The 17557-nt window shown below is 67.8% G+C and carries 15 protein-coding genes; 12 read left to right on the top strand and 3 right to left on the bottom strand.

The annotated features are described in order from the left end of the window. The first annotated feature begins 250 nt into the window (after nucleotides 1-250). Nucleotides 251-520, top strand: coding sequence for a hypothetical protein (locus BCM27_RS15335; RefSeq protein ID WP_004021209.1), 270 nt, complete (start codon nucleotides 251-253; stop codon nucleotides 518-520). Here BCM27_RS15335 and BCM27_RS15330 read toward each other — a convergent pair. Then, a complete protein-coding gene (locus tag BCM27_RS15330; protein ID WP_004021208.1) occupies nucleotides 463-1449 on the bottom strand; it encodes an SMP-30/gluconolactonase/LRE family protein in 987 nt (328 codons plus the stop codon). The two genes, BCM27_RS15335 and BCM27_RS15330, sit on opposite strands and share 58 nt — an antisense overlap. A gap of 222 nt (nucleotides 1450-1671) precedes the next feature. Here BCM27_RS15330 and ilvA point away from each other — a divergent pair, with 222 nt between their 5' ends. Further along, nucleotides 1672-3048 carry a threonine ammonia-lyase IlvA gene (gene ilvA, locus BCM27_RS15325; protein ID WP_033203900.1) on the top strand — a complete coding sequence of 459 codons (1377 nt, stop codon included), beginning with the start codon at nucleotides 1672-1674 and terminating at the stop codon, nucleotides 3046-3048. Nucleotides 3049-3213: 165 nt separating this feature from the next. Beyond that, a complete protein-coding gene (locus BCM27_RS15320) occupies nucleotides 3214-3540 on the top strand; it encodes a hypothetical protein (RefSeq protein ID WP_004021206.1) in 327 nt (108 codons plus the stop codon). Nucleotides 3541-3589: 49 nt separating this feature from the next. Here the strand turns inward: BCM27_RS15320 and treZ are convergent, their stop codons facing one another. Further along, nucleotides 3590-5350, bottom strand: coding sequence for a malto-oligosyltrehalose trehalohydrolase (gene treZ / locus BCM27_RS15315; protein WP_085944162.1), 1761 nt, complete (start codon nucleotides 5348-5350; stop codon nucleotides 3590-3592). Between the two features lie 340 nt (nucleotides 5351-5690). Here treZ and BCM27_RS15310 point away from each other — a divergent pair, with 340 nt between their 5' ends. From BCM27_RS15310 to BCM27_RS15270, 9 genes are read left to right on the top strand one after another with little or no spacing between them, the layout of a single operon-like run. Then, entirely contained in the window at nucleotides 5691-6548 is an 858-nt protein-coding gene (locus BCM27_RS15310; protein WP_004021204.1) for an MlaE family ABC transporter permease, read from the top strand. A gap of 1 nt (nucleotide 6549) precedes the next feature. Continuing rightward, complete coding sequence (locus BCM27_RS15305; RefSeq protein WP_004021203.1) at nucleotides 6550-7416, top strand: MlaE family ABC transporter permease; 867 nt, start codon at nucleotides 6550-6552, stop codon at nucleotides 7414-7416. A gap of 10 nt (nucleotides 7417-7426) precedes the next feature. Continuing rightward, nucleotides 7427-8761 carry an MlaD family protein gene (locus BCM27_RS15300; RefSeq protein ID WP_004021202.1) on the top strand — a complete coding sequence of 445 codons (1335 nt, stop codon included), beginning with the start codon at nucleotides 7427-7429 and terminating at the stop codon, nucleotides 8759-8761. Then, nucleotides 8758-9792, top strand: a complete 1035-nt coding sequence (locus tag BCM27_RS15295) for an MCE family protein (RefSeq protein ID WP_004021201.1) — start codon at nucleotides 8758-8760, stop codon at nucleotides 9790-9792. The genes BCM27_RS15300 and BCM27_RS15295 overlap by 4 nt, the downstream gene beginning before the upstream one ends. Beyond that, nucleotides 9789-10778 (top strand): MCE family protein, encoded by a 990-nt coding sequence (locus BCM27_RS15290; protein WP_004021200.1) that lies wholly within the window; start codon nucleotides 9789-9791, stop codon nucleotides 10776-10778. Before BCM27_RS15295 ends, BCM27_RS15290 begins: the two co-directional genes overlap by 4 nt. A 26-nt stretch (nucleotides 10779-10804) precedes the next feature. After that, nucleotides 10805-11905, top strand: coding sequence for an MCE family protein (locus BCM27_RS15285; RefSeq protein ID WP_004021199.1), 1101 nt, complete (start codon nucleotides 10805-10807; stop codon nucleotides 11903-11905). Then, complete coding sequence (locus tag BCM27_RS15280; RefSeq protein WP_373278286.1) at nucleotides 11902-13089, top strand: MlaD family protein; 1188 nt, start codon at nucleotides 11902-11904, stop codon at nucleotides 13087-13089. The genes BCM27_RS15285 and BCM27_RS15280 overlap by 4 nt, the downstream gene beginning before the upstream one ends. Continuing rightward, complete coding sequence (locus BCM27_RS15275; RefSeq protein WP_004021197.1) at nucleotides 13086-14258, top strand: MlaD family protein; 1173 nt, start codon at nucleotides 13086-13088, stop codon at nucleotides 14256-14258. The genes BCM27_RS15280 and BCM27_RS15275 overlap by 4 nt, the downstream gene beginning before the upstream one ends. Before the next feature lie 59 nt (nucleotides 14259-14317). After that, nucleotides 14318-15229, top strand: a complete 912-nt coding sequence (locus BCM27_RS15270) for a hypothetical protein (protein ID WP_004021196.1) — start codon at nucleotides 14318-14320, stop codon at nucleotides 15227-15229. A 10-nt stretch (nucleotides 15230-15239) separates the two neighbouring features. On the opposite strand, the gene treY is transcribed toward BCM27_RS15270, so the two are convergent. After that, complete coding sequence (treY, locus tag BCM27_RS15265; RefSeq protein WP_004021195.1) at nucleotides 15240-17555, bottom strand: malto-oligosyltrehalose synthase; 2316 nt, start codon at nucleotides 17553-17555, stop codon at nucleotides 15240-15242. Nucleotides 17556-17557 lie beyond the last annotated feature (2 nt).

Raw genomic sequence — 17557 nt, 5'->3', positions numbered from 1 at the left:
TCGGTCGTCGCTGCTCGGCCAGCAGAATGGGCGGCGGCCTCGCTTCGCTCGGTCGTCGCTGCTCGGCCAGCAGAATGGGCGCTCACCTCCGACCCCTGGTCGGAAACGACGACCAGTCGTGTCGGGCCACCCGACAAAGCGTTCGCAGGTAGCCCATCAGCAAGGTTTCGGGTCGCCGAACATTTTCCTTCGCCTTCCGCTACACTCGACGACACGTCTGGTGCATGCGGCAGCGAGGGAGTGATTCGAGATGACGACACTGATCGACGTCGACCCGAGCCATCGAGAGCCACGGGCGGCCCGCACCGTCGACGTCTTCGGTGTGCAGTGGCCTGCGCACAAGATCCACGCAGTCGTGGCGGCCGCGGCGGTCGCGCTGGTGAGCCTCCTGCTCGTCGGGTCGCTCGAGATCACGGCCTGGGTGAGCGGACTGGCCCTTCTCGCGGTGTGGTGGGGCGAGCGTTACCTGCCGGGGACCGCCGCCGACGCCCCGGCGTCGAATCCGCCCGGGATCTCGTAGATCCGGCCGTCGAACCCGGCACGGAACAGTCGTCCTGCCGAGAATCCGCGGTTCCCGCGTCCGTACGACACCACGCTCGAGGTCGGCAGACCTGTTGCCAGCACGCAGTAGCTGCCCGGCGTGGTGACCCGCACGATCTCACCGGTTGCGTTGAACGGCACGATCGGTCGGTCGCGCGAATCCAGCGTCAATCCGTCGGGAGTCGACGGCGCGCCCACGTTGAGCAGATTCTGTACGACTCGCGGATTCGCGGTGGAGATCCGGCTGACGCCGGGGTTCACGAACGTCCGCGACACGTAGAGCCACCCGTCGCCGCGTCCGAGTACTGCCCCGTTGGCGCTAGGCAGCGCTCCCCAGGCCGCCTGCACGGCACCGGTGGGACCCACCCGGCCGATGAGATTGCCGAAATCGTTGGTGGCGTACACATTTCCGCGCGCGGACACGTCCATCCCGTTGGCCGCCGAGAGTCCCGACACCCAGGGGCGCAGCGCGCGGGTGGTGACATCGAGGCGCGCGATGGACGCATGTCGCAGCGCGTCGCCGACGAACACACGAGGATCGGCACCGTATCCGACCAGCAAGGTGCCATCGGGGGTCCAGGCCAGCGCGCCCGCGCCGCTCCCGCCCGGCACGCGTGCGATCGGAACAGCCGGTGCGCCCGGTCCGGCGAGGCGATACACGCGACCCGTGATCAGATCGGTGGTGTAGAGGCGACCGCCGGCGTCGACGGTCAGGCCCTCGAGCGCCGCGCCCGGTACCGCGCCGACGAGTCGAGCAGGCTGGCCGGCTCCGGCGCACACCGGCGCGGCGACAGCTTGCGCCGGTTCGACCGCTGCGCCGAGTCCGAGGGCCAGCGCGGCAGCCGCACCGAGAGCGGCCAGCCGCGACAGACGACGAGCGCGGGATGGGAAGGTTCGACGAACGGTCATGGCTGCTCCCTGGTGGGTGGGGCTGGGTCACCGTCGGTGGTCACGATGAGGCGGCCATGGGGAGGTTCCCCGCCCGGCCGGCTCTCACACCCACCGTCCAGTGTTACGCCACCGTGCGGGCGAATGTGCCGTGATCGCGATTCGGGCGGGTGTCGAGACGGCGAAGCCGCAACCGGCAGGACCGGAACCCGCAGGACCGGATCACCCATCGACAGTGAGAACATGGCTGTCGTGAGTACGCACCACGTCCCGGTCCATCAGCAGGCTTTGTCGGTAGACGCGATCGAAGCCGCGTCGATTCGCATCGCCGACGCGGTGGCGCGTACCCCGCTCGAGCCCTGTCCGCGCCTGTCGGCCGACGCCGGGGCCGAGATCTACCTCAAGCGGGAGGACCTGCAGGCCGTCCGCTCCTACAAGTTGCGCGGCGCCTACAACGTGATGGCGCAGTTGTCGGCCGACGAGCTGTCACGCGGTGTCGTCGCGGCCAGTGCCGGCAACCACGCCCAGGGTGTGGCGTTCGCGTGCCGCAGCATGGGGGTGCCCGGTCGGATCTACGTCCCGACCACCACGCCCAAACAGAAGCGGGACCGAATCCGTTGGCACGGTGGGGACTTCGTGGAACTCCGGGCCGTCGGGGAAACCTACGACGCCGCTGCGGCGGCCGCCCAGGACGATGTGATGCGCACCGGGTCGGCGTGGATCCACGCGTTCGACGACCCGCGGACCGCCGCGGGGCAGGGGACCATCGCCCACGAGATCGTCGAGCAGCTCGGTCGTGTACCCGACGTCGTCATCGCACCGGTCGGCGGCGGGGGATGTCTGGCCGGGATGGCGACGTACTTCCGGGGTCTGTCCGATGACGTGACGATCGTCGGCGTCGAGCCGACCGGTGCGGTGTCGTTGAGTGCCGCCCTCGTCAACGGGGGACCGGTGACGCTCGCCGAGATCGATCCGTTCGTCGACGGCGCGGCGGTCAAGCGCATCGGCGCGATCGGGCACCGGGTGCTGTCGGAGCTCGGTGCGACGGTCACCGATCATCCGGTGCTCGCCCAGATCACCGCGACACCGGCCGTGCGGGTGATGCCCGACGAGCGTTTCGCGCCTGCGCCGGGAACCGCGCACGTCACTCATGTCGATGAGGGTGCCATCTGTTCGGCGATGCTCGAGCTCTACCAGAACGAGGGCATCATCGCCGAACCCGCGGGGGCGCTCGCGGTCGCGATCCTCGACAAATTGCAGCTGCCGGCGGACGCCGCCGTGGTGTGCCTCGTGTCCGGCGGCAACAACGACGTGTCCCGATACGGCGAGATCATCGAACGCTCGCTGGTCCACCGGGGGCTCAAGCACTACTTTCTGGTCGACTTCCCGCAGGAGCCCGGTGCGTTGCGCCGCTTTCTCGACGAGGTCCTCGGGCCCGACGACGACGTCACGATGTTCGAATACGTCAAGCGCAACAACCGCGAGACCGGTGCCGCGCTCGTGGGCATCGAGCTCGGGCACCGCGACGGACTCGGCGGCCTCATGGACCGGATGGACCGCTCGCGGTTGCACTGTGAGCGGCTCGAACCGGGTTCCCCGGCGTACGCCTATCTCACCTAGGACGTCGGGTGCTTCGTGGGCCGATGCGCATTCCCGGAGCCCCGATGTCCGACACGCGAACGACTCCCGACAATCCGGGAACATTCCCGACCTGGGTCGCCTCCAAGTACTTGAACCGCCCAGAAGCACTCCACACCAGCGCGTCACCACTTGGAAGGACCCACCATGAGCACCGAGATCCCCGCCGACGCCGTTCTGATCGACACCGATGGCGACGGGGCCGTCGACGCCGCACTCACCGATGTCGACGGTGACGGCACCACCGACGCCATCCTCGACACCGACGGCGATGGCCAGGCCGACTCCATCGCCTACGACACCGATGCCGACGGCGAGATCGACGTCATCGAAGCCGACACCGACGCCGACGGTCTCACCGACATCGCGGTGGCCGACACCGACGGTGACGGCACCTTCGACACCGCCGTCGACGACGAGGGCAACGTCGAGGTCGGCGACTTCGGCAGCATCGACGGCGGCGACGCCGTCTGACCCCACCTTCCGATCCATGGCCCGAAGCTGCGGTACACGCGGCTTCGGGCTAGGAGACGTTGCCGCGGCGGCCGATGATCACGTTGTGGCCCGGCGAGGTGAACCCGGCGCTGTCGGAACGGGCCGGCTCCCATGCCATCTCGACGTCGAGTACGAGGGGCACGGTGACCGGTTCGTCCCCGGGCACGCACACCACGGACCAGTCCCCGCGGTGCATCGCGAACCATCCGGACGCCTCGTCGAAGTCGACGGACACCGACGCGAAGGTCGGATCGTGCAGCGCCGCTTCGGCTTTCCGTAACGCGATCAGCGTTCGGTAGAAGTCGAGCATGCGGGCGTGGTCGGGATCGTCGAGTTCGGTCCAATCCAGCTTCGACCGCTCGAACGTCGCCGGATCCTGCGGGTCCGGCACATCGTCGCTGTCCCAGCCGTGTTCGGCGAACTCCGCCTTACGCCCCTCGGCGGTGGCTCGGCCCAGTTCGGGTTCCGGGTGAGAGGTGAAGAACTGGAATGGCGTCGCGGCAGCCCATTCCTCACCCATGAACAGCATCGGGGTGAAGGGGGACAGCAGGACCAACGCCGCCTTGATCGCCAATTGCCCGCCGTCGAGATAGGCGCTCGGACGGTCGCCGATCGCCCGGTTGCCGATCTGGTCGTGGTTGCAGGTGTAGGCGAGCAGCGCCGATGCGGGCACGGTATCGGTCGGGATCGGCCGTCCGTGGTGCCGCCTGCGGAACGACGAATAGGTGCCGTCGTGGAAGAAGCCGCCGGTGAGGACCTTCGCCAGGCACTCGTAGCTGCCGAAGTCGCCGTAGTAGCCCTGCCGTTCGCCGGACACCAGCGTGTGGATCGCGTGGTGGATGTCGTCGTCCCACTGTGCCGCGAGCCCGAGTCCGTTGACCGTGCGCGGCAGGATCATCCGGGGATCGTTGAGATCGCTCTCGGCGATCAGCGACAGTGGGCGCCCGAGTCGGGCGGCGAGGTCGTCGGTGGCGGCGGCGAGCTCCTCCAGGAGGTGAACGGCGCGGTGATCGGTCAGCGCGTGCACGGCGTCGAGACGCAGCGCGTCCACGTGGAACTCGCGGAACCACCGCAGCGCGGTGCCGAGGATGAACGCGCGCACCTCGTCGGAGTCCGGATCGGACAGATTGACCGACGACCCCCACGATGTGGTCCCCGCGCTGAGGTAGGGCCCGAAGTCGGGTAGGTAGTTGCCGGAGGGGCCGAGGTGGTTGTACACGACGTCGAGGACGACGCCCAGTCCCGCCGCGTGACAGGCGTCCACGAACCGGGCCAGCGCCGCGGGCCCGCCATAACTCTCCTGGACCGCGTACCAGCCGACGCCGTCGTAACCCCAGTTGTGCTCACCGTTGAACGCGTTGACCGGCATCAGCTCGACGAAGTCGACTCCCAACTCGACGAGATGATCGAGTCGGTCGACCGCGGAGTCGAGCGTGCCCTCGGGTGTGAACGTCCCCAGATGTAGCTCGTAGACCACCGCACCCCGGATGTCCCGGCCGGCCCACGCGTCGTCGGTCCAGGCCTCGGCGTCGACGGTGAACAGCGCGGAGAGTTCGTGCACCCCGCCCGGCAGACGGACGGCGCGCGGGTCCGGACGCGGTGGTCCGCCGTCGATCGAGAAGCCGTAGCGGAGATCGCCATCGGTGCCGCCGGCCGGGACGGCGTCGACCTGCCACCAACCGTCCGCCGCGGTCGACATGGGCGTGCGCACCTGCGTCGAACCGGTCGCGCTCGTCGTCACGAGGTCGACGACCTGCGCGTTCGGCGCCCAGACACGGATCTCGTCCAGCGACCTCGGTGATCGGAACGGGCCCCCAATGGAACGAAGTGGTAGGTTTTGTTCCCGTTGGTCGGCCGACCAAGTTATTGTGCTCTGGGCAACAGCAGGAACGGTCGGGGGATTCGTCACATCATGCAAGGTATGTCGGACCCCGGACAGGTGCAGTCGCGGGCTACTGTGAGGCCGGACACATTCGGACCACGAGAATAAGGTATGTTACCCGCGGCGCTTCTGCCCACGGGGGGCACGCGGAGAGGTTCTGCGGAAACGAGGACGCGCGTCCATCACGACGCACGCGATCGCGACCTGACGGCCGGTGAACGGGTAAGCCGAGACGCAAGGGTAGGGATTGAGCACTAACGCAGTCACCTCGGATGACGAGGAGGTGGGCCGCAAGAGGCCGGGGGCGGTTCGGTCGTGGTATGACGGCCACATCGTCGCCTCGTTCGACACCTTCGGACGTCAGCTCGGCATGTTCGTCGAGGTGTTCCGGACCCTCTTCGTCGACCTCTTCAAGCGGCGGTTCCCGTTCGGCGAGTTCGTCCGACAGTGCGCCTTCATGGCCAGCACCTCGGTCTTCCCGACGCTCCTGGTCGCGATCCCGATCGGCGTCATCGTGTCGATCCAGGTGTCCAACATCGCCGGTCAGGTCGGTGCGACCTCGTTCTCCGGTGCCGCGACGGGCCTGGGCGTGATCCGGCAGGGCGCCCCGCTGGTCACGTCGTTGCTCCTGGCCGGCGCGGTCGGCTCGGCCATCGCCGCCGACCTCGGCTCGCGCACGATCCGCGACGAGATCGACGCCATGCGCGTCATGGGTGTCAACCCGATCGAACGGCTCATCTCACCGCGACTCCTCGCGACCATGGTGGTCAGCTTCCTGCTCTGCGGGTTCGTCTGCTTCGTCGGGTTCATCACGGGTTACGTCTTCAACGTCTACTTCCAGGGCGGCACACCGGGCAGCTACACCGGGACCTTCGCGTCCTTCGCGACCACCGCGGACCTGATGTTCGCCCTGGCAAAAGCCGTCATATTCGGCGCGATCGTGGCGATCGTCGCCTGCGATCGCGGCCTCTCGACGAAGGGCGGACCCGCCGGCGTGGCCAACTCGGTCAACGCCGCCGTCGTCAACTCGGTCCTGCTGCTGTTCACGGTGAACGTGATCCTGACGCAGCTGTTCACGATCCTGTTCCCGGCGAAGGTGGTGTGAGATGACCGCGTCACGGTACGTGCCACCGGCCCTGCGGCCGCTCGAGGCCGCCAAGGCGGTGTATCGCGGTCCGCGCGATGCGCTCGCCGCCATGGGCCACCTGATCACGTTCCTGGTCCGGTCCATCGGTGCGGTCCCACTGGCGTTCCGCCACTACAGCAAAGAGGTGTGGCGCCTCCTGGCCGATGTGGCGTGGGGCAACGGTGCCATCGTGGTCGGCGGTGGAACCGTGGGCGTCATGGTGATCCTCGGGGTCATGGGCGGTGCGACGGTCGGGATCGAGGGCTACACCGCCCTCAATCTGCTCGGCATGTCGCCGGTGACCGGCGGTCTGTCCGCCTTCGCGACCACCCGTGAGATCGCGCCCCTGCTCGCCGCGACCGCGTTCACCGCCCAGTCGGGCTGCCGGTTCACTGCACAGCTGGGTTCGATGCGCATCGCGGAGGAGATCGACGCCCTCGAGGCGATCGCGATCCGGCCGCTGCCGTACCTCGTCACCACCCGAATGTGTGCGGCGGTCCTCGCGATCGTCCCGCTCTACTCGGTGTCGCTGGCCGCGAACTACCTCGCCTGCCAGTTCATGTTCATGGTGCAGAGCGGTCAGGGCGGGGGCACCTACCTGTACTACTTCAACCAGTTCCTCGTCTCGTGGGACATGTTGTTCTCGTTCATCAAGGTGATCGTCTTCGTCCTGCTGACAACCTTCATCCAGTGCTACTACGGCTACTTCGCCTCAGGGGGACCCGAAGGAGTGGGAGTTGCTGCCGGACATGCCATCCGCCTCGCGATCATCGTCATCGTGTTCGCGAACCTGGTCATGACACTCGTGTTCTGGGGCACCTCGCCCGGAATCAAGATCTCGGGTTGAGGGGGAGACCGTGAACATCGCGACCGACGGGCGCAATCCCTCCCTGCTGCAGTACGTACTGCGCGGCGTCGCCTTCCTGCTCGTCCTGCTGGTCATCTTCGTGCTGCTCTTCATGCGCTACCAGGGGACGTTCAGCAAGACGGTGGCCGTGACCGCCGACCTCGTCGATGTCGGTGACGGCCTCTCCAACGGCGCCGACGTCCGGTACAACGGGCTGATCGTCGGCACGGTCAAGTCCATCGCCGTCGACGACGACTCGCAGACCGATGCCGCCCGGCTGATCAAGAACGTCGGCATCGACATCGAGCCGGCCCAGGCCGAGGGGATCCCCGCGTCGGTGACCGCGCGGACGGTTCCGTCGAACCTCTTCGGCGTCAACTCCGTCGAGTTGGTCCCGCCCGCCGAGGTGGGCGGCGACCGGCTGGCCGCCGGTGCCGTGATCCCGGCCGACAAGTCACTCGAGACGATCAAACTGCAGGACGCCCAGAACGAGCTGAAGCAGATCCTCGACGCCGTTCCGCCCGAGGAACTCGCGCAGGTGCTCGGCACCATCGCCGACGCCCTCAAGGGCGGCGGATCGGTGTTCGGGTCGTTCGTCGGCGTGCTGCGGACCTACTTCGACTCGATCAACGCCCAGTTCCCGCCGGGAGCCCCGCCCGGTTTCGACAACTTCGACGCCGCGCTCACCGGACTGTCGCAGTCGGCGCCGCAGCTTCTCGACACCCTGGGACGCAGCGTGATCCCGGCGGTGACGATCGCGGAGAAGCAGCGCGACCTGACCGCGGTGCTGACGGCCAGCCAGGGGCTGCTCGATCAGACCCAGTTGCTGTTCGCGCGCAACGGCGACGGCGGTCAGCGCCTCGTGACCGATCTGAACCGGATGCTGGGTGCGCTGGTCCTGGAACCGAACTCGTTGCCCCAGGGCGTGATCGCACTGAACAATCTCGCTGCCCGGGTGCTGACGGTGTTCACCGGCACGAACGGGCACGTCCAGCTCAACATCGGCGTCAGCTTCGGTGCCTTCCAGCGCTACACCCGGCAGAACTGTCCGGTCTACGACGGCGGTCCGTACGGCACCCTGCGCGGCCCGGGTTGTGTCGGGCCCGGAACGGGGACGGGGCCGACCATGTCCGGTCCGCTGTCGATCTACCCCTCCGACGGCATGCGCCGGAACAAGCCGGTGGGCAACGTGACCACCGACGCCGACAACAAGACCCTCGGCACCGTGTTGCGCCGCACCCCGTCGGCGGCCGACACGATCATGCTCGGACCACTGGTCCAGTCGCTCGACGTGCGGAACGCCACCGGTCCCGCGGGCGGCGACGGCCAAGGAGGAGGACGATGAGCGCGGCCTCGGAGTCGATCCGCAAACCGCTGATCGGGTTCACGATCTTCGGCATCGCCGCGTTGCTGGTCACCTACGTGATCTTCTCGACGCTGGAACGTTCGGTGCCGGGCACGACCAACAGTTACACCACCTACTTCAAGGACGCGTCGGGTCTCGCCACGGGCGACGACGTCCGCATGGCCGGCGTCCGCGTCGGCCGGGTGGACCAGATCGAACTCGCCGACGGCCGCGCGCGGGTCACCTTCGAGGTGCAGAACAACCAGCAGGTGTACACCAACACCCGTGCGGCGATCCGCTACCAGAACCTCATCGGCCAGCGGTATCTGAACCTGACCCTCGTCCCCGATCGGGACAGCCGGCCACTCGACCCGGGGTCGACGCTCGAGCTGCCCTCCGAGGACTCGTTCGACGTCACCACGCTGCTGGCCGGGTTCCAGCCGGTCTTCGAAACCCTCACCCCGGAGCAGGTCAATGCCCTGTCCGAAGGGTTGATCCAAGCGTTCCAGGGCAATTCGGTGTCGCTGAGCTACACGGTCGCCGAGGTCGGTCGGCTCGCGGAGGACACCGCCAACCGCGACGTCGTGCTCGGGGCGATCATCAACAACCTGAGCGTGGTGATGCGTGACCTGTCGCGGCAGGGCGGCCAGCTGGGCACCGTCATCGAGTCGATGTCGGCGCTGATCGCCAATCTCAACTCCAACTCGGCGGCCTTCGGTAGCGCGGTCACCGACATCGGCCGTACCGCAAGCGGTTTCGCCGATGTGCTGAGCGAGAGCCGGCAGAGTCTGGCGAACGCCGCGACGGACGGTCGAATCGCGACCAACACGCTGATCAGCAACGGCGCCAAACTCGATCGGATGGCGGTCGACGCCCCGGTCTTCCTCGGTCATTTCCCGCTCGTGCTCGGTGAGGGCGCCTACTTGAACATCTATGCGTGCGATCTCGACGTCGCGATCGGTGACGTCCTGCTGCCGCCCGGCATCTTCAACAAGATCGGCGGCACGAATCACTCGGTGGTGTGCCGATGAGCTGGTTCCGTAAGAGTTTCCGCAACAACCGGCGGGTGTGGGCCGGTGTGATCGGTGCCGTGGTCATCGTCGCCCTCCTGCTGGGCGTGACGGCCCTCGCCACCGCGCATCTGGGCAAGCAGACGCTCACCGGCGACTTCGCTCAGGCCGGCGGTATCCGGCCGGGGGACAAGGTCCGCGTCGCAGGCATCGACGTCGGCGAGGTCACCGAGACCGAACTCGCCGGGCAGCACGTGGCGATCACCATGAAGGTCGACAACGACGTCCGGGTGACGTCCAACGGCTCGGCGGAGATCAAGATGTCGACGCTGCTCGGTCAGCGCTACATCGATGTGTCGCTAGGGGATTCGCCCGAGGACGCGCCCGATGGACACATCGCGAAGACCGCGGTGCCCTACGACCTGCAGCGCACCATCGAGGCGGGGGCGCCGATCCTGACCGGTATCGACGACAAGACGCTCTCCGAGAGCATCCGGACCCTCAACCGGCAGCTCGCCGGCGTGCCGGCGATCACCGAGCCGACCTTCGAGGCGCTCACCCAGATGTCGAAGGTCATCACCAACCGCAAGGACCAGATCAATCAGCTGATCGCCGACACCAAGACGATCACGACCATCGTCAACGACAATCAGGCCCAGCTCGCCGTGATCGTCGGGCAGGGACGCGATCTCACCCAGAAGATCGTCGCGCGTGAGGAACTGGTCACCCGCATGCTCGACGGCATCGCCGAACTCACCGAGCAGGCGACCGCGGTGGCCGGCGAGAACGCCAACCAGTTCGCGCCGATCATGGCGAACCTGAACACGATCACGCAGGGGCTGGAGAAGAACCGCAACAACCTCCGCAAGCTGCTGGAGATCCTGCCGGTCACCGCGCGCCTGACCAACAACGTCATCGGTGACGGGCCCTACGCCAACGGCTACCTGCCGTGGGGCATCTTCCCGGACAACTGGCTGTGCCTGGCGCGGGTGGTGGACGGATGCTGACCACGGACAGGACGACAGGTACGACGATGCACGCCAACCGATCCCGCCGCCCGATCCTGCTGATCGGGATCGCGCTGCTGGGCATCCTCGGGCTCTCGGGCTGCTCGATGATCCCCGGGAGCTGGAAAGCGGCGGTCGGACAGGCCATCGAGGTCACCGCCTACTTCGACAACGTCGCCGGGCTGTACGTCAGCAACGACGTCGCCGTCCTCGGCATGCCGGTCGGTCAGGTCACCGCGGTCGAGCCACAGGGTGACCGGGTGAAGGTGACCATGACGATCGACAACGACGTCCCGGTCCCCGCCGACGCGACCGCGGCGATCGTCAACACCTCGATCGTCACCACCCGGCACGTCGAGCTCTCACCGGCCTACGACGGCGGACCGAAGCTCCAGGACGGATCGGTCCTGAAGGAGACGAAGGCGCCGGTCTCGGTCGGCGAATTGTTCGACGCCATTGACGGTCTGGTCGTCGCACTCAAGGGCGAAGGTCGAGGCCCCGGGCCGCTCGCGGAGATGATCGACATCACCTCCGGCATCGCGACCGGCAACGGCGAGGAGATCCGCGCGGCACTCGACGAACTCGGCGGGGCGTCAGATGTGGTGGCGGGCAACAGCGATGCCCTCGTCGACATCATCGAGACCATCGAGGGACTGACTACCACCCTGGTACAGAACTATCCGAAGATGACGGCCTTCTCGAAGTCGGTCAACGAAGTGTCGGAGCTGTTGGGCGACCAGGCGCCGGGTCTGCTCGCGACGCTCGGGAACCTGAACCAGACCTTGCAGAACACGACCGTGTTCCTGCAGAACAACACCAACACGATGTCGGTGTCGTTCGACCGGCTCGCCGCGTTGACCGCCAACCTCAGCGACTACTCGCGGCAGGTGGTGGAGACCATCGACGTCGGACCGCTGCTCTTCCAGAATCTGAGCAACTCCATCTCGGCCGAACAGGGCGCGTGGCGCGCACAGGTGCTCCTCGACAAGTCCCTCGTCGACAACGAACTGCTCGCCAAGTTCTGTGAGGCGATCAACCTGCAGAAGGACGGTTGCCGGACGGGCAAGCTCAAGGACTTCGGTCCCGATCTCGGGATCTACTCGGCGATGCTGGAGCTGACGAAATGAGAACGGCGACAATGGACTCGCTGGACCGTCCGGGGCCGGGCGGACGTCCGTCACCGGCGCGGTCACGCCGCTGGCCCGATCGCCGGAACGGGCTTCGCCGAGGTGGCGTGCTCGCGGTGTTGCTCGCCGCGCTGATGGGACTGACCGGGTGCGGTCTGCTCCCGAGTCTCACGGTCGAGCAGATCCCGCTGCCGGCACCGGGTGGTATCGGGGACTCGATCACGCTGAACGCGAAGTTCGACAACGCGCTGAACCTGCCGGCGCGGGCGAAGGTGAAGCTCAACGGAACCGACGTCGGGCAGGTCACCGACCTCGTCGCCAAGGACTACACCGCCCTCGTGACCATGGAGGTCAGCAAGAAGACCAAACTCCCGGTGGGCACCGGCGCCGAGCTGCGCCAGGCCACGCCGCTGGGCGATGTGTTCGTCGCGCTGCTGCCGCCGATCGAGGCGCGTGACGGGCTCATGGTCGACGGGGACACCCTCACCGGTCCGACGTCGGCCGCGGCGACGGTCGAGGATCTCCTGATCAGCATGAGCGGGGTCGTGGACAGCGGGTCCCTCAACTCGCTGACCGTCATTCTCACCGAACTGAGCAGCGCCGTCGCGACGAACCCGACGGACCTCAACGGCGCCATCCGCGGCCTGACGACCGGTATCCGGAAGCTGAACCAGAGTTCTGCGGCGGTCGACCGGTCGCTGGCCACCACACGCGTCCTGACCGGGCAACTCGCGGACGGGCGCGCACAGATCATGGCGTCGATCAACAAGCTGGGTCCGGCGCTCGAGTCGCTGAACGGGCAGATCGCCACGATCCTGACCACGCTGGACAAGACCCAGCAGGTCACCGCGGCGACCAACGACTTCCTCGACACCGACCAGGACAACCTCGTCGAGATGCTCGGCCATCTGTCGACGGTGCTGGCCGGCCTCCGGCAGGCCGCCGGCCCGCTCGGATCGCTGGCCGACAACCTGCACACGCTGACTCCGAAGTGGGTCAAGTCCACGCCGGGCAGCGCGGCCGCGGTGTCATCGAAGGTCTACTGGCTCAGCCCTGGTGTCGGATTCGACGCGGCGAGCAGGCTGCCCGAGATCGAGGACGTCGACGAGGGTTCGGCTGCGCTGCAGCAGACACTGACCCGCCTGCTGGCGCGGATCACCGGGACCAAGGGGTGTTGCGGATGAGCGGCGTGTTCGGAGTCCTGCGCCGGAATTCGGTACTCGTGGGCAACATCGCCCTGGTGCTCGTGATGGTCGTCGGACTCGGCTACCTCACCCTGGGGGTCCTGCGGTGGCAACCCCTCGCCGACAAGTACTCGCTCACAATCGAGTTCCCCATCTCCGGCGGTCTGCAGGAGACCTCGGGGGTCACGCTGCGAGGTGCCAGCATCGGTGATGTGGACACCGTTCGGGTGCAACCGGATTCGGTCGAGGTCGTGGTCACTGTGGACGACCGGTACAAGATCAACCGCGATTCCAAGGTCGCGGCGCTGGGACTGTCGGCGGCGGGTGAGCAGTACGTCGACTTCCAGCCGGCCACCTCCGACGGGCCCTATCTCGAGGACGGCGATGTCATCCGGGCAGACCAGACCGAGGTCACCGTTCCGTTCTCGCAGCTGCTCGAGTCCTCGCTGGAACTGATCAACCAGATCGACCCCGCGAAACTCCGTTCCGCCGTGGACAATCTGAAGATCGCGCTGTACGACGAGGACGGCCCGAACGACCTGTCGGTGATCTTCGACTCGGGCGGCACCATCTTCGCGAAGCTGTACACGGCGTTGCCGGAGACGACCAAGTTCATCCAGAACGCGGGCACCATCTTCAAGACGACCGCGCAGATCCAGCCCGACTTCGGCACGACGGTGGCCGGACTCAGTTCGCTGGTGAACGCGGCGGCGTCCTCCGACAAGGAACTCCGTGAGCTCCTCGATCGGGGTCCATCGCAGTTCACGAGTCTGGCCGGTTCGATCAATCAGCTGACCGATCCGATCACTGACGTGACGAAGCAGTTCGTCGACATCGCCGAACAGGGTGCGCTGCGGGCGCCGGCTCTGGCGACGCTGTTCCCCGCCATCCGGGACGCCAGTGTCAAGAGCCTCACCATGTTCCACGACGGAGCCTGGTGGGCCTTCGGCTCGGTCTATCCGCGCCCGAGTTGCAACTACCCGGTGACCCCACGTCGGCCGACGCAGATCCTCGAGCTGACCATCCCGACCAATCTGTACTGTGTGACCGAGGATCCGCGTCAGCAGATCCGAGGCTCGGCCAACGCGCCGCGGCCGCCGGGCGATGACACCGCGGGACCGCCGCCGGGTTACGACCCGAACGCCCGTACCGTTCCGCTCGACAAGTGATGGGCCGCTCGACGACTGACGGCCACTCGACGACGACAGACAAGTTGCGTGACCTGTAGATGACTGACCGGAATGACCCCGACGTGACCCCGGAGACCGAGAACGAGGCGGGCGCCGCCTCACCAGAGGCCGACGCGGTCGAACCCGCCGGCACCGATGCGGTGACGCACGACGAGGAGTCGGCGACCGAGACGACGACCGAGACGACGACGCCCGCCACGGCGTCGGCGCCGCGAGGGAAGTCCGCCCGCCGCGGCGGCTCGTCGGCGACGCCGTCGAAGCCGGGCACGGCAGCGACCCCGACGACCGAAACGGCCGACTCTCCGACCGAGTCCGCGAAGGACTCGTCGGACCGGCGGGAGATCTCCTTCACGGTGACGGGCGGTGGGATCAAGAAGGTCCTCGCCGCCGTCGTGGCGGTCGCCCTCGTCGCACTCGTCGCGTTCCTGGGCTGGCGTGCCTACGACCTCCAGCGAGAGGCCGACGCCTTCGCCGACTCCAAGACGGCCTCGGCGGACTTCGTGACCAAGCTCGTCACCACCCTCAACGCGGCCAATGCCGGCAATTCGAAGGAACTGCTCGGTCCGCTGTCGACCGGTGAGCTGCGCACGCGCCTCGAGCAGGAGCGCGCCGACACCGAGGCGAACGTGGAGTCGCTGAACATCGAGGTGTCCTCCACGATCAACGTGGTGGCCGTCGAGACCGTCGACGCCGACTCCGCGCAGACGGTGGTGATGGCGGAGGTGACCGGCCGAAGCGTGAAGCTGCCCAACGGCGGCACCAGCCTGATGGTCTTCCGTCTTGATCTGAGCAAGGAAGACGGCAAGTGGCTGGTGTCGAAGGTCGACGGCCCGCCGGGCAGCCCGAGCGGCCAGATCGACCCGTCGCAGTCGCTGCCGGGCGCGGGCGGAGCACCGGCACCGCAGCCATCCCCGCAACCGGCGGCCCCGGCTCCCGCGCCCGCAGGCTGACCCGAAGCGGTCAGTCCCGCACGAGAATCGCCACCGGGTGCCGGCTGCGCGCGGTGCGGAGATCGACCGCCCCGTCGTGCACGGTGCCCGTCCGCTCGTCACGCCATCGCGACCCCGGGGGCAATGTGATCGACGTGGCGGCCGCCGCCTCGTCGTCGAGGCTGTGGGTGAACCGCGCGGTGACTACGACGACCGAGGGGCCGTCGTCGGTACCGCGCGCGAACGCGATGGTGTGATCGGCGGCCGGCCCGTCGGCGGTCAACCGCTGGTAGGTACCGGACGCACCGAACGCATCGGCGTGACGGGCCCGGGCCCGCAGGGCATCCCGTACGAGTTCGGTCTTGGGATGCTCGGTCGAGCGGCCGAAGTCGACAGGTCGCCGATTGTCGGGGTCGACGAGCGAGTCCTCCCACCATTCGGTGCCCTGGTAGATGTCGGGCACCCCGGGGCCCAGGATCGCAATCGCCTTGCGGGCGAGTGCTTCCTGCTCCCACGCCGATGCGATCCGGTCGACGAGTTCGGTGACCGCGGCCGCGATGTCGCCGGTGGTGACCTGGCCGATCCAGGCCTCGACTGCCGCCTCGAACTCCTCGTCGATCTCCGTCCACGTGGTGCGGAGTCCAGCCTCCCGAGTCGCCTTCCGGGCGTACTCGATCAGTCGCTCGCGTAGCTCGTCGGTGATCCGGCCGTCGATCGGCCAGACTCCGAAGATGTTCTGCAGCAGGAAGTATCCGGTCAGGTCATCCGGCACGTCGGTGTCACGCCAGACTCTGTCGACCAGCTGGGACCAGCGGGCGGGGACCTGGGCGAGCACCGCGATGCGTGCGCGCACGTCCTCGCCGCGTTTGGTGTCGTGCGTCGATGTCGCCGTCATCGCCAGCGGCCAGGTCGTCGCACGCTCGGCGTTGTGCCGGTGGAACTCGGTGAGCGACAACACCGGGTTCGCGGGGTCGCCGCCGACCTCCTGGGCGGACACGAGCCTGGCCGTGCGGTAGAACAGGCTGTCCTCGACGCTCTTCGCGGTCACCGCGCCGCAGGTCTGGGCCAGTCGCGACGTCACCTCGCCGGGCTCCGCCGTCTCGCGCACGATGACCTCGAGTGCCGGACGCAGTTCCGGCTTCGCGTCGCCGATGCCGGCGGCCACCGCGAGGAGGCGTGGACGCAGCGACGGGTAGTCGGCCCGATAGACCCCGAGAGCGGCGATGAGTTCGGCACAGGCAGCGGCGATGAGGTCCGTGTCGGCGGCGGGCGCACCGCCGCCGACGGCGTTGATCGCGCGCACGAGGCGTCGCAGCTCGGCCGGGAAGGACTCGCGCAGCGTGCGGAGTTTCCGATCGTGCTCGGCGGTCTCCACCCACCGTGCGTCTCCCGTCTCGCCGGTGATCCGTTCGTGCACTTCGGTGAGCTGGGCGACCCCGGCCGGTGCCACGAACACCGCGTCGATGACGCGCATGTGGTCGTACCCGGTGGTGCCCTCGACCGGCAGGGTCGGCTCGAGCGGCTCGTCGGGAGCCAGGATCTTCTCGATGTAGAGCAACCGATCGTCGCCCACGTCGGCGCGGAGGCGACGCAGGTAGTCCTGCGGATCCCACAGGCCGTCGGGATGATCCACGCGCACACCGTCGATGAGGTCGGCGTCGAGCAACTCACGCAGCCACTGGTGCGTGGCGTCGTAGACCTCGGGATCCTCCTGGCGCAGACCGGCGAGCTCGTCGACGGTGAAGAACCGCCGGTACCCGATGAGCCCGCTGTTCCAGGGGACGAGCCGATAGTGCTGGCGGGAGTGGACCTCACCCGGAGCTCCGTCGCCGGTGCCGGGGGCGATCGGGAATGCATGATCGTAGTACCGCAGGTTTCCGTGCTCGTCGATCTCGAGTGGACTCAGGTCGCCGTCGGCGGCGACGATCGGCAGCGCCAGCTTCCCGTCGGCCCCGTTGTCGACTCCGAAGTCGGCATCGAAATAGCTCGCGTACGCCGACCCCGACCCGTGGCGGAGCAGGTCGGCGAACCATGGATTGGCGAGCGCGTCGGCCACCCCGGTGTGGTTCGGGACGATGTCGATGATCAGACCCAGCCCGCGTTCGGCTGCCGCCGAACGTAATGCGCGCAGACCCTCGAGACCGCCGAGCACATCCGCCACCGCCGGTGGCGGTAGCCAGTCGTAGCCGTGCGTCGAGCCGGCCGACGCCGTGCCGATCGGGGAGAGGTAGACGTGACTGATCCCCAACTCGACGAGGTGGTCGAGGATGCTTGCGGCGTCGGCGAACCCGAAGTCGCCGTGCAGCTGGAGCCGATACGTCGCGTGCGGGGTCGGACGATTGCTCATGG

Source organism: Gordonia terrae, assembly GCF_001698225.1.
GTDB lineage: Bacteria > Actinomycetota > Actinomycetes > Mycobacteriales > Mycobacteriaceae > Gordonia > Gordonia terrae.
The sequence above is the reverse complement of the archived record's forward strand: the minus strand, read 5'-3'. Positions and strand labels throughout refer to the sequence as shown.

Bases quoted from the DNA above. Each gene is read 5' to 3' on its own strand.
- BCM27_RS15335 (WP_004021209.1), top strand. From the start codon at position 251: ATGACGACACTGATCGACGTCGACCCGAGCCATCGAGAGCCACGGGCG.
- BCM27_RS15330 (WP_004021208.1), bottom strand. From the start codon at position 1,449: ATGACCGTTCGTCGAACCTTCCCATCCCGCGCTCGTCGTCTGTCGCGG.
- ilvA (WP_033203900.1), top strand. From the start codon at position 1,672: ATGGCTGTCGTGAGTACGCACCACGTCCCGGTCCATCAGCAGGCTTTG.
- BCM27_RS15320 (WP_004021206.1), top strand. From the start codon at position 3,214: ATGAGCACCGAGATCCCCGCCGACGCCGTTCTGATCGACACCGATGGC.
- BCM27_RS15305 (WP_004021203.1), top strand. From the start codon at position 6,550: ATGACCGCGTCACGGTACGTGCCACCGGCCCTGCGGCCGCTCGAGGCC.
- BCM27_RS15295 (WP_004021201.1), top strand. From the start codon at position 8,758: ATGAGCGCGGCCTCGGAGTCGATCCGCAAACCGCTGATCGGGTTCACG.
- BCM27_RS15290 (WP_004021200.1), top strand. From the start codon at position 9,789: ATGAGCTGGTTCCGTAAGAGTTTCCGCAACAACCGGCGGGTGTGGGCC.
- BCM27_RS15285 (WP_004021199.1), top strand. From the start codon at position 10,805: ATGCACGCCAACCGATCCCGCCGCCCGATCCTGCTGATCGGGATCGCG.
- BCM27_RS15280 (WP_373278286.1), top strand. From the start codon at position 11,902: ATGAGAACGGCGACAATGGACTCGCTGGACCGTCCGGGGCCGGGCGGA.
- BCM27_RS15275 (WP_004021197.1), top strand. From the start codon at position 13,086: ATGAGCGGCGTGTTCGGAGTCCTGCGCCGGAATTCGGTACTCGTGGGC.
- BCM27_RS15270 (WP_004021196.1), top strand. From the start codon at position 14,318: ATGACTGACCGGAATGACCCCGACGTGACCCCGGAGACCGAGAACGAG.
- treY (WP_004021195.1), bottom strand. From the start codon at position 17,555: ATGAGCAATCGTCCGACCCCGCACGCGACGTATCGGCTCCAGCTGCAC.